1 protein-coding gene is annotated in these 13,850 nt (G+C 46.2%); it reads right to left on the bottom strand.

Annotated features, from left to right (window positions below; all coding sequences use genetic code 11):
- Window positions 1–13: 13 nt before the first annotated feature.
- Window positions 14–13,849, bottom strand: a complete 13,836-nt coding sequence (locus AAHT65_RS16025) for a type I polyketide synthase (protein WP_343310494.1) — start codon at window positions 13,847–13,849, stop codon at window positions 14–16.
- Window position 13,850: the final 1 nt, after the last annotated feature.

The following is a 13,850-nucleotide window of genomic DNA, read 5'->3' as shown; positions in this document are numbered from 1 at the left end:
CCCCACTCCTCTCTTATTTGAATGTTTTCCAAAACATTTCTTTAGGAGCACCCTTGGCCGGAAGCTCTTGCTTTTGCACGGTACGAGCTGATGCGGCGGCTTTCTGTTTTAAAATAGGCTGCCGATTTAATGCCGGAAGCGGCAGAGGCTTTCTTCGAATCGGACGCTGAACCGATTCCTGCCAAGCTTCTACAATCAGATGGGCATTCGTTCCTCCATCCGCAAAACAATTAATCGCTGCAGTCGGCACTTCTGCCGCCGCCCATTCAACTTGTGTTTTACAAAAATACAAATCAGTTTCTTCTATATCAAAATGCGGCATTTTTTGGTCACCCGACATAAACGGGACCAATCGGCGATGCTGCAGCATCAATGCGACCTTTATGAGACTGGCGATTCCTTCTGCACATAAAGGGTGTCCGATATTAGGCTTAACCGATCCTAATCCTAAAGGAGCCCTGCCGCTGGAACGGTAAACGGACTGGACCGCCTTAAGCTCAAGTAAATCCGTCACCACCGAGCCAGAACCGTTCGCTTCGATATAGCTGATGTCTTCAGGTTTTTTGCCGCTTTTTTCGAGCGCCGTCTGCATCACGTCCTTCTGTGCCTGCAGATTCGGAGTAGAGGGTCCCGCGGTCCTTCCGTCATTATTAACAGCCGCGGCTTTAATGACGGCGTAGATAGAATCTCCGTCTTTGAGCGCTTGCCTCACCGTTTTGACTAACACCATGCCTACGCCTTCTCCCAACACCACACCGTCTGCACGCTTGTCAAATACATGGAAAGACGGCTTTTCACATAAAAGGCCCCGCTCTTGGAACATGTGATGCGCAGCATCTGTATCAAGCAAACTGACACCGCCGACTACTGCAGCGTCAATATCACCGCTCCGTAAAGCTTGAATGGCCATATTTAAACCGACCAAAGCAGAGGAACAAGCTGTGTCCATCACGATACTCGGACCGCGCAAATCGAAAAATTGAGAAATATTAGCCGCTAAATAGTTTTGCCCTCCGGCCACAATCGGGTTACGTGCTTTTGAAAGACTGGATGGATCAGGCTTGTGCTGACTGCGCCCTCCTATATAAACACCCGCCTGCATTCCTTTAATTTCCTTTTGTGTATACCCGGCATGATGCCACAATTTCAAGCTTTCTTCCAATACAGCTAAAGCCTGAGGATCCATTGCCCTGACATCGTCTTCCGACATAAGGAAGAATTCAGAATCAAATCGCTCCAGGTCATCAATTACGCCGGCATAATACGGACTGGAATAACCCCAGCGTTCAGGCGGAACAGGTCTGATGGCTAATCGTCCTTCAGCTATTAAATCCCAATATGACTCAAGAGTGTCAGCTCCGGGAAACCGGCAAGTAAGACCGATAATCGCGATGTCTTCTGTATGATTCACCGGTTTCATCTCACGGCTCTTTTCCGGTTCCGCTTCGCCAAGAGATACCGCATTCAGTGAAGGCGGAGATATGGCAGACTCATGCTCTTTTGAGGTGGAGCGGCATACTGCATTTGATAGGGAAGATTCATAAGCAGACACCAGCCACTTTGCAAAAGACTCTATCGTTGAATATTCAAATAAAATGGACGGATCAATGTCCCCTTCTATCTTCTGATTGATCTGCTGTAATAACTGAGCCAAAATGATCGAATCCACGCCATACTCTTGAAATGGTTCATCGGTTTCAAGATCCTTGGGGTCTATCTTTAACTCATCAGAAAAGATCTTTACAAGCCAGGCTGTCGTTTCATGCAGCAGGTTTTGAACAGCTTGATCGCCGCTTGCCTCAGAACTCGGAAACGGCGTACTTATCACAGAATCTCGCTGAATCGACTGCTGCATCAGCTGATGCGGCTGCCATACATCTAGATCGGGCACTGCCGGTAGGATCACGGCATGTCGTTTTTCAGACAGAATCTGATCTAAAAGGTGCAATCCTTCTTCATTTTTCAAGCTTAACAGCCCGGTCTGTTCCAAAGCTTTGCTTCGAACCTCACCTAAACCGGTTTCCTTCCAGTTGGGCCACTGGATGCTGACAATCGGACAATCATCAGAATGTGCCTCTGCAAAATAGTCCATGTAAGCATTCGCCATGGCATAATCAGCTTGGCCTGATGCAAGAACCGGAATAATCCCTGATACTGATGAAAACAGAACGAAAAATTGCAGCGGCTCTTCTTTGAGAATGTCAAATAATGTTTGAAGGCCTTCGACTTTAGGCTCCAACACCTGTTGAATGTCTTCTGCGGACTTTCTTATAAATGCCGGATTTTTCGTATTCACCATACCGGCACAATGAATGACTCCGCCAATTCCCCCCATGGTGTGCTGGATTGCTTCAAGGCTCTCTTTCACAGCATGCGGATCGGACAGGGAAAGAGACAGCACTTGCACGTGTGCGCCCAAAGCTTCCAACTCTTGGACCGCTTGAATTTTTTGTGCAAGCGGCGTGTTTTGCCGACTGAATGATTCCCACTGTGCACGAGGTGGCAGCGGCTCACGGCCAGTCAGCACTAATCGTTTAACCCCGTATGTTTGCACAAAATGCCGAGCGCATAGTAATCCGAGACCTCTTGTCCCGCCTGTAATCAGCAGCACCTTGTCTGCCGGAAACGATATTGCTTGATGCTCGCTATCCTCATGGGCAGATCTTTCTTCCAAAAATGCTCGATAGCGCTGTCCGTCCCGATAACAAACTTCGGTCTCTGTACTGTCAGCACTAAACTCATCTGCGATCAGCCTCACCAAATCTCTCTCTTTTGCCGCTTCATCTGCATCCATGTGTCTCGATTTGAGATAACTGTATTCGCTTTGAAGCATACGATATAAACCGCTTCGAGAGGCACCTAATAAATTGACATTTCTATTTTGAAACGATTCCAGCCCTTTTGTAACACACATGACGGTTAAACCTTGTTTGTGTTTACGTCCATGCTCAATCAGCTTTTGCAGCGGGCTGATCCATTTCATGGATTGGTTATCGCTCATTTCACACCCGGCCAAATCCACTGCGCCATCGAAACTCTCCCAGTCCGCATCTGAGAAATCGGTGTGTCCTTCAATATCAAAAATATAATATTTTGAGAAATACTTAGAAAGCTCTTCAGCCAACGTCATTGTCTTCGGACTGGCCAATATGGCCACCGTCCGGTTACCTTTTTCCTTCGCAGCAATCGGGCAAAGCTCCCATTGTTTTTGTAAAAAGCAATGCTGTCCCCCAGTTTCAGGACTTGCAGAACTGCTGCTTGCTGCAGCTGTTTCTTTGGGCAGCCAATAATACTCTTTTGCAAATGGATAAGCGGGGAGACTGATTCGATAAGGTTTTTGATCTTCATAAAGCTCGTTCCAATCTATACGAAGCCCTTTCACCCATAAATCTGCTATTTCTTTAATCTTTCTCTTCTCTATCCATGTTTGCAGCAATGTTTTGGCATCACCATCTGTTTCAAAAGCTTTAATGTCACTTTTTTTCGTTTTCACATGGGCAGAATAAATCTCAGCATGCTGAACATCGGCGATATAATCCTCTAATGTTTTGATAAGCGATTCTCTTGAATCTGCCAAAAACGCCATCCGATAATCCATCGGCTCCCGGCCAACCTGAAGGGTGTATGCCATATCAGCCAGATTTATATCTTCATGGGATTCCGCAAAGTCTTTCATCAATCGGGCATAACCTTTTAATTGCTCTGTCTTTTTCGCAGATAACACAAATAACTTTTGGCTATCCTGGTCTGATGGCCTGTCATTGCGCCTTTTAGGCTGATATTCTTCAATCACAAGGTGGGCGTTCGTCCCGCTGTATCCAAAGGAACTCACACAGGCCCGCCGCGGCTGTCCTTTACTCGTTTCCCAGTGCTTAAGCTCGGTATTTACATATAAAGGCGAATCCTCAAATTGAAAATGCTCATTAGGCGTTGTGAAATGTAAAGTAGGCACCAGTGTTTTGTGTTTCATGCACATTAACACTTTTTGGACGCTTGCTACCCCTGCCGCCGCCGATGTATGACCGATGTTGCTTTTCACTGAACCGATCGCACAATATTTCTTTCGGTCTGTTTTCTCTTTAAATACGGTCGATAGGGCTTCTAATTCAATCGGATCCCCTTGTTTTGTTCCCGTGCCGTGCATTTCTACATAACTGATGCTCTCAGGGTGTATATCATATTTTTCATATATGTCACGTTCTAAGTCCATTTGGCTTTTTGCACTCGGCGCTGTAATTCCATTCGTTTTTCCGTCCTGATTAATTCCGGAACCGATAATGACTCCATATATATGATCATTAGCTGCTTCTGCGTCTTTGAGTCGCTTTAAGACTAACGCTCCTGCACCTTCGCCGGGTACGAAACCATTTGCGCTATTATCAAACGCTTTGCATTGTCCATCCGGCGATAACATCCCGGCTTCACACATGCTGATGTATGATTCCGGAGTGAGATATAAGCTCACGCCGCCAACCAACGCCATATCAATTTCTTTATTTAATAGAGCTTGGCGGGCCAAATGGGTCCCGACTAATGAGGAAGAACAAGCCGTATCGATAGGAATGGCAGGGCCTTTTAAATTAAGATAATACGGAATACGTGCTGCCGCTATAGCAAAACTGTTCCCCGTGGCGCTTGCTCTTGCCTGATGCTTATTCAGCATCATCCCGTATTCATTGCTCATGATACCCAGATAGACTCCGCACTTTTTATCATTTAATGTTTGGGCGTTATATCCGGCATCCTCAAATGCTTTATAGCCCTCCTGTAAAAATATTCGATGCTGCGGATCCATCAGTTCAGCTTCTGACGGCGGTATATTAAAAAATAACGGGTCAAAATGCTCGATATCATCTAACATTCCTAGTGATTTACAGTATATTTTCCCTTTTTGATTCAGAGCCGGGTCATAATATTGGTTCACATCCCACCGAGACTTCGGAATGTCCTTGATTGAATTTCTGGCATGGACCAAGTTATCCCAATACGTGCTTACGTCACTTGCGCCGGGGTATCTTCCTGACATCCCGACAATGGCTATCGCATTGGCTGGGTAATCTTGTTCAAATCGGGCTGTTTTCTTTTCGGGTTCCTTTACCGGCTTTAATTGAACAGGCTGAATCGGTATGTCTGCCGGCTTCGCCTCAAGTGATGCTATAGGCTTTACAGACACTTCTGAAGGCGAATTGAGATTCTTTGTCTTGACTTCCTTTTTTCCTTTGCCTCGTTTGACCAGCTCAGTTTTTAGAAATTCCGCAAAATCACGAATCGTCGGATAATCATAAACTTTGGTTACGGTCAATGACGTGTTGTACTGCTTATTAACCGCCTTTACCCATTCAAGCCCCGTAATAGAGTCCATTCCGATATCAATGAATGTGTCGTCGATATCCACCTCGTGCTGATCCATGTAAAGAACATCGGCTATACTTTCCTTCAATTCTTCATGGAGCGTTTCAACTGTTTCAGGATACTGGCTTGTCGCCGATATCTCCGCGGCTGCATACTGAATGTCTTCTATGGGTTCATTATGAGCGAGCTGCTGATTGCTTAATGGCTGTAAAGAAATATTGACCGGTTTAGCTGAGACTGTTTCTGTCCGGTTTTTCGGCATATGTGTATCTGGCGCTTTCACCGCGAAAACTCCTGCCGTTTTTTCACCTTCAGCTTGTTTACTTAATTCACTTTTTAAAAATTCCGCAAAATCACTGATCGTCGGATAATCATACACCTTTGTAACAACGAGTGACGTACCATATTGCTTGTTAATCGCTTTAATCCATTCAAGCCCTGTAATAGAGTCCATCCCGATATCAATGAATGTTTCATCCGGATCGACTTCATGCTGGTCCATGTATAACACTTCTGCTAAGCTTGCCGTCAGTTCATCACACAGCACTTCGACAGAAAGGGATCGTGGTGGCTCCGAAGCGACATTTTGCAAGTTTTCAGTTCCATTACTTGGTGTTATCGCCTGATCTGCTAAGGGCTGCAAAGAGATATTGGCAGGCTTGCCGCTGACTCTGCGAGAAATCAATGGCTCTTGACTGACAGGCTGTGCTGTAACGACAGGTTTGACCGTTTCAACTGGTTTAATTGGTTTAATTGGTTTGATTGGTTTAATTGGTTTAATCGGTTCAACCGGTCTGACTGATTTTTTTTCGACGGTCTGCCGCTCATTTTCTTCTATCCAATAGCGGTCTCTTGCAAAAGGATAACTAGGCAAGCTGATGCGCTGCGGTTTGTCATCTTGATAGAGCATGTCCCAATCGATGTTCAAACCTTTTACCCAAAGGTCTAAAAACTTCGTATATTTTCCTTTGCGTATCCAAGCTTCGATTGTCTTTGCCATGTCTTCATCAGCCGCAAACACGGCCATGGTTTCTTTGTTGCGTTTGACTTGTCCGCGGTATAGGTGTTCGGTATTTTCCTTCCCGGCAATAAATTCATTCAGCTTTTCTTCGAGTCCTTGCATATTTTCAGCCACAAGCGCCAAACGCTCGTCCATCGCTTCACGTCCGACTTGAAGCGTGTATGCCATACGGATCAGATCCTTTTCAGAATACCTTTTGTCACGAATGGCACCCAGCAGACTTTCAGCACGCTTTTGAAGCCTCTCTTCATTCTTTGCTGACAGTACGATGATGGCCGGCTGTTGATTCGGAGCTGACATCGTCGGCTCAGATTTCGGAATATACTCTTCTATCAGCACATGAGCATTTACTCCTCCAGCGCCAAACGAAGAGATGCCTGCGATTCTTGGATATTCAATTTGTTGTCCATTCACTTGAATGACCGGCTGCTCCCATTCTTCAAGCTCTTGCTGCACTTTGAATGGAGAATTGAGAAAATCGATATTCGGATTCAGTACTTTTGAGTGCAGTGAAGGTGCCAGCTGCCTGTGCTTCATTTGCAGCAATACCTTTGTCAGCCCGGCGATACCTGCTGCACTCTCACAATGGCCGATATTGGATTTGGCTGATCCGATGGCGCAAAACTGTTTGTCTTTTGTTTGTTCTCTAAACACTTTTGCCAGTCCGGTTATTTCAATCGGATCTCCGAGGGATGTCCCGGTGCCGTGCGCTTCGATATAGCTGATTGCCCGCGGATCAACTTTCGCTTCCGTAAGCGCCTTTTTAATTACAGCTGCCTGAGCATTCGGATTAGGGACTGAGTATCCGTTTGTTTTTCCTCCGTGATTAATGGCTGTTCCCTTAATGGTTCCATAAATGTGGTCACCATCTTTAATAGCTTTAGACAATGGCTTTAGAAGCGCGGCTCCGACGCCTTCACCCGGCACATAGCCGTCGCCTCCCTGTCCAAAGCTTTCACATCGGCCTTTGCTTGACATAAATTTGTTCTGACCCAGCATCAAATATTTATTTGGATGGATCGAAACATTGACCCCGCCCGCAAATGCCGCCTCACATTCTCCGCGCTGTAAACTTTGGCAAGCCAGATGAATCGCAGTTAATGAAGAAGAGCACATTGTATCCAACGCGATGCTCGGTCCATGGAAATTGAAGAAATAGGATACCCGATTCGCTATGGAGGATGGGTTTCCAGTCAGAGCCAGCGGTCTGCCCCGCACCTGTTCTTGCGCTCCGTATAATTGGTATTCTTCGTACATGGCCCCGACGTAAACTCCGACGTTCCCGCCCAGTTCAGCATCTTTTTCACGGCCAAGATGCTCTCTTGTATATCCCGCGTCTTCCATCGTTTCATAAACACACTGTAAAAATAAACGTTCCTGCGGGTCCATCATTTTTGCTTCACGAGGAGAGATGTGGAAAAATTGCGGATCAAACTTATCTACATCATTGATGAAGCCTCCCCATTTGCTGTAGGTTTTTCCCGCTTTGTCCTTATCTTCATCATAATAAAGGCTGTGATCCCAGCGGTCTTCCGGAACCTCAGTAATGCAGTCATGGCCCTCCTTCAAGTTTTTCCAAAATTCGTGGATGTTGTCCGCTTGAGGATAGCGTCCGGAAATACCGATAATCGCAATATCTTCACTATCATTTTTACTTGGCTGCTCTTGCACTTTCATTCGTAAAGGAGCAAACCCGGGTTTCTTTCGGCCATAAGTGACCGGTTTTACATGCTTGGTCTCTGCAACTGAGATGTCAACCTTTTCAGAAGGAGGCGCTTCTTCTGTTTCAATTCCCAAAATGTCTAACATCGTTTCCTTGTGTGATTCAATAAAATATTCTGTTAAGGATGTAATGTTCTGATATTCAAAGAACAATGTTTTGGACAATGAACCGAATACCTTTTCTAACTGACCCGTCAAGTGCATGATCATAATAGAATCTATTCCGTAATCTTCCATAGGAGCCGCGGCATCTATACGGTTTACCGGGAGTTTGATAACAGCAGAAAGCACTTTTTTGAAATAATTCTCCCCTTTTTCTCTCAGCAACTCCTCTTGGACTTTCAGCACGGCATTTTCGTTCTCTGCATACGACGGCTGCCCGCTGCTGCCGCTTGTATTTTGAGCAGAATTGTTTGCCGTTTGCTGTAAAAACGAATGGATTTTCTTCACTACGCCTTGTGCCACCATCAGCTGCGCTTTTCCTGAAGCCCATCCGCGATATAATGCCTGAATGCCGCTTTCAGTTTCCATGGCTACCATGCCGGTATCCCGTGTCAGCATCTGTTCGGTTTCAGCATCAACATGCATGCCCCCGTCTTTCCACAACGGCCAGCTTATGGAGAGTGTTTTTCCATAACGATTGTGTAACGCCGCTTGGCTATTCCGGTATTCGCTGAATGTATTCATAAATGCATTTGCCATTGCATAATCCGCCTGTCCTGCGCTTCCCACTGTTCCGGCTCCTGAAGAAAACAGAATGAAGAAGTCGAGCGGTATATCTTTCGTTGCCTCGTCAAGGTTGACCAGACCGGTTACCTTTGGAGCCAGCACTTCTTGGATTTCTTCTTTCTTTTTCTTAATGATGAAATTGTCTCTGATGATGCCTGCGCTATGAATGATCCCGTTCAGACTGCCATACTCCTTTTGAATCTCTTCGGTTAAAGCATGAACAGTTTCTTTTTCTGTGATATCGGCTTGCTTATAGACCACGCGCGCTCCCGAATGTTGTAATTCCTGGAGCTGGGACATCTTCCTGTCATCTAGCGGAGATCGTCCTGTAAGAATCAATACAGCCTCTTTTGTTTGATGTGCAATTTCGTTGGCAAATATCAAACCAAGACCGCCAGCTCCGCCTGTGATAAGATAAACCCCTTGATCTCTCCACGGCACTTTTACGCCCAGTTGTTCTGCGTCTGTTTCTCTCCATTCGCCGACATAACGTTTTTCGTTCCAATAACGGATGTGTTTGTCACTCGGGCATAGCCTGTTTTCTTTTATTGTTCCGGCCATATCGTCTGCATTCATACCGGAATCGATTTCAATCAGCTGGCCTGTCAGTTTTGGATTCTCCAGCTGTGCCGTTTTAAGCAGTCCTGTCAGGCCGCTGAGAAGCTGCGGGTTGCTCTGTGCAGGGACGGCGATCTGGATTAACATCTTTCCGCCCGATTTTGCGTTTAGCGTCTGTTGTATTTCTTCAAATGCCTGTACGGCATACGTTTCAAACCGTTCATGTATCGCTTGACGATTAGAATGCAGTATCACACAGTCAAGTTGTGCTTGAATTCTTTCGCTTAGTTTTTCTTCTATATCACAAACAATCACTTTATGTTCTTTATATTCAATTGATCTATCCTTTTCTGAAATGGCTTTTTCTTCCCAGACATGCTCGAACAATAGCGTTCCGATTGCCGGCGCGGTGTCTGCCCCATCTGTTTCGTTTTCTAAAACTCTGGAAGAATAGCCTTTCATTCTCACGCATACCAGTCCCTCTTCATTACACAAATCAATGTCAAGCTTCTGGACACGGTCCTGCGCCGTACTTCCCTGGCTGTATCTAACGTGCACCCACATCGCGGACGCGCAGCCTCTGAATATTTGAATATCCTGTAATGCGAAAGGCAGCATTGCTTTACTTTCTGTCGGGCTTGAATCTCTGTTCCCAAGCTTCAAGCCTATAGATGCCTGGAATGCCGAATCCAGCATGCTTGGATGCAGAATATAACGGTCTTGTGTAAAGGAAACGGCAGACGGCATGGACAGCTTAGCGAGAGCTTCGTTTTCCCCTACATAAATCTTGTCAATCGCCCTGTGGCCGGCACCGTACTCAATCCCCATATTTTTATAAGCTTCGTAGCATTCATCGGGTGAAAGAATACGCTGGCTGCAATTGTTTTTCAACTGTTGAATGTCCAATACAGGAGGTTCTTCAGCCTGATAAAGCACTGCGCTTCCTTGTCCGTAAATGATAGGCTCCTTTTCTAAACTGTCAGGCTCCTTATACAGTTCATACGCGATTTCTCCATTGTCTTCCGGATATAGGCGAATGTGTATGTCTGATTGCAGATCTGTTACAGCAAAAGGGCGTATCCAGACAATATTTTGAAGCCGGATGCTGGCTTGCGATTGCTCCCTGACCGCTTGTTCCACTGCCGCCCGAACCATTTCTAAAAAAGCGGCTCCAGGCAAAATGCGCTGGCCTTTAATAACATGATCTTTAAGGAAAAATTCACTTCCCGTAAACTCCGACCGAAAACGCACGCCCGACATATCGGATACGTTTTGATGAAGCAGAGGGTGAATGACATGATCTTCTATCGAATTCGTTGCCGCCATATCAGTTCCGATTTCTGCTTCCGGCACCCAATAACGAACCTTTTCGAAAGGATATGTCGGTAAGCTGATGCGTTTTGGTTTGTTTTCTCCGTACAAGAGCTTCCAATCTACAGTAACTCCATCAACCCACCGTTTGGCGATAATCTCGAAACTGCCTTCTTCCAACCATTTATGTACCATTGCGGGAGAGTCCGAATGATCGCCGTTCCCTCTGTTCATGCGGCCGTTCCAACAATTGCGGATCGATTCTTTCCCTTGACAGAAGGCTTCCAATTGTCCGATCAACTCCGGAATGCCGCTTGCTACAAAAGCAACCCGTTCTTCCATCGGTTCGCGGCCCACCTGCAATGTGTAGGCCAAATCTGAAATGTGAATGCCATCATGAAGGAAGTCCAACAGCCGTTCCGCATACTCATGAAGCCGTTCCTTATTGCGGGCAGACAGCGGAATGATCACGGGCTTGACGTCAGGCAAAGAAACGTGCTGCTCCGCTATTTCAGGAATATATTCTTCCAAGAGAATATGCGCATTTGAGCCTGTTGCGCCAAACGAGCTGATCCCCGCCCGGCGCGGGCAGCTGATTTCCTCGCCATTCTCCTTGATAACAGGCTGTTTCCATGTTTCTGTTTCATGCTGCACATAAAATGGCGATTTCCTGAAATCTACATACGGATTCAGTTCCTCTGAATGTAGAGAAGGCACAAGCGTCTGATGATGAAGCTGCAGGGCAACCTTGCTCAATCCGCTGATACCTGCGGCAGATTCCGCATGCCCGATATTCGATTTCACTGAACCGATTGAACAAAACTGCTGATCTTGTGTATATTGCCGGAAGGCTTTCACCAGTCCCTGTACCTCAATCGGGTCTCCTAGGGACGTGCCGGTTCCGTGTGCTTCCACATAACTGACGGTCCGCGGGTCAATCCCTGTTTTGTCCAGGCATGTCTCAATGAGATCAGCCTGCGAAACAGGACTCGGCACAGAAATCCCGCTTACTGTTCCCACGTGGTTAACAGCACTTCCTTTAATCACAGCATAAATTCGGTCTCCGTCTTCCACCGCCTGGCGTAAAGGTTTTAATAAGACCGCACCGATTCCTTCAGCCGGCACATAACCATCCCCGTCTTTACCGAAAGTGCGGCAATAGCCATCGCTGGAAAACATATCCCAAACCCCGTATGTCATATATTTATTCGGATGCAGTGATAAGTTAACTCCTCCTGCCAATGCGACTTCGCACTCGCCGTGGCGGATGCTTTCCAGCGCCAGATGTACGGCAGTCAGAGAGGAAGAACATACCGTGTCGACCGCCATACTTGGGCCGTGAAAATTGCAAAAATACGAAACCCTGTTGGCGATTTGCGCATAGTTCAAAGAGAGAGGAAACACATTTTCTTTTGATGCAGCCTCAGCTCCGACTAACGTATAATCCTTATGCATGACACCCGCAAAAACACCTACATGCTGTCTGTTATTCCGGCCTCGGGGTTTTGCCAGTGTCTTCGGCGTATAGCCCGCATCCTCAATTGTTTCCCAGCATGTTTCCAAAAACAGACGCTCCTGGGGATCCATTGTTTCTGCTTCCCTTGGTGTTATTCGGAAAAATTGGGGATCGAAACAATCCGGATCTTCTATAAAACCTCCCCATTTAGAAATTTTCTTTCCTGAAGGAGAGGTTAAGCCTTCAAAGCGATGCCAATCCCAACGCGATTCAGGGATTTCACTGATACAATCTTTCCCCTCTTTCAAATTGTTCCAAAATTCATGAATATTGTTTGCCTTCGGATACCGGCCGGCCATGCCGATAATCGCAATGTCTCCTTCCACAGCCGGCATGCGTGCAGGAGCGTGAGAGGAGGCAGAACTGACATTTTCCTCCCCTTTCTCGGAAGCCCCTTGACCAGTTGCGCTAGCTTTCCGATCAATCTGATGAGAGGAATGAGAGGCAGCAAAATGTTCGGCGTGCTCCTTGGCAAGAAACGCAGATAGTTCCGCGATAGTCGTATATTCAAACAGCAGCGTCGGGGAAAGACTCTCGCCGATTTTGTCACTAATGGTTTCTACCACATCCAGCAAACCGGAGGAATTCAGACCCATTTGATAATAACCGACCTGCTTTTCGATCTGTTCTATCGGGATATTTATTTTGTCTGCTATTAACCGGCTGACAAATTGTTCCGCTTCGCCGTATGGTCCCGCATGATCGACTGACGCAGACACTTCTTCCATTCCGGCAGTAACAGATTCAGCAGGTATATCTGCCTTTGTTTCTTGATTCGGCTGTATAGTCTTGCGTTCCCCATTGATAAGCTCGGCTTCGCGCACAAGTTTACTTGTAAAGTTTTTTAATTCAGCCACTTTTTCTCCGGAAGCGTTGAAAAATTCCATCGTTAAATAAATGAGTTCTTTTTCCCGACGGATCGAAGAGCGCTTAATTCTCGTCGTGCATTGTGTTTGCAAAAGTTCTGAAGCGGAAAAAGATTCATAGAACAGAGGCAAGTACAGCCTCTGTTCCCCTTTCAGTAAAGACGACAGCATGTGGTTTGAGCCTACCCCGCTCCCGTCAATGAGAGTGGGGTGGAACATGAACCCCTCGGCATGAAGCATGGCTTGTGAGCCAAGAGACAAATCAATGAGAACGCCGTCTTCCCCTTCGTAAATTTGACCTTCCGCCTTCATATATCCGCTGTGCACCAATTCCTGGCGTCTGCATTGTGCATAAACATCATGCAGCGGAACGATGGCTTTGGCAGATTCTTTGATGTCAATAAGATCAAGTGTCTCTTCAAAAGCCGGTATAGCACCGATGTGCATTTCTGCTTTGATATAGAGTTTCTCTTCAGAGTCCGTTTTGCCGTTACGTTTTTCATAACCTTTTATCGTTATCTGCCAAAGCCCTTCCTTTTTCTCCTTACATTCGAGATTGAGCATAATCACTGTATCCTGTCCAGCAGCTAACGGCTGATAGATAGATAAATTACGCAATTGAAGGTCGGTAAAGGAATAATCCCGTTCTCTGAATATTTGATAGATCATATCAATATAAGCCAATCCTGGAAGCACTTCTTGTCCGTATACCACATGGTGACGAATAAACGGATTTTTCAGCGATAAGGTGATTTGCTTCGTTATGGTTTTCACG

The sequence above is a fragment of the Bacillus atrophaeus genome, assembly GCF_039519175.1.
Classification (GTDB): domain Bacteria; phylum Bacillota; class Bacilli; order Bacillales; family Bacillaceae; genus Bacillus; species Bacillus atrophaeus.
This window is presented reverse-complemented; position numbering and strand designations above follow the sequence as displayed.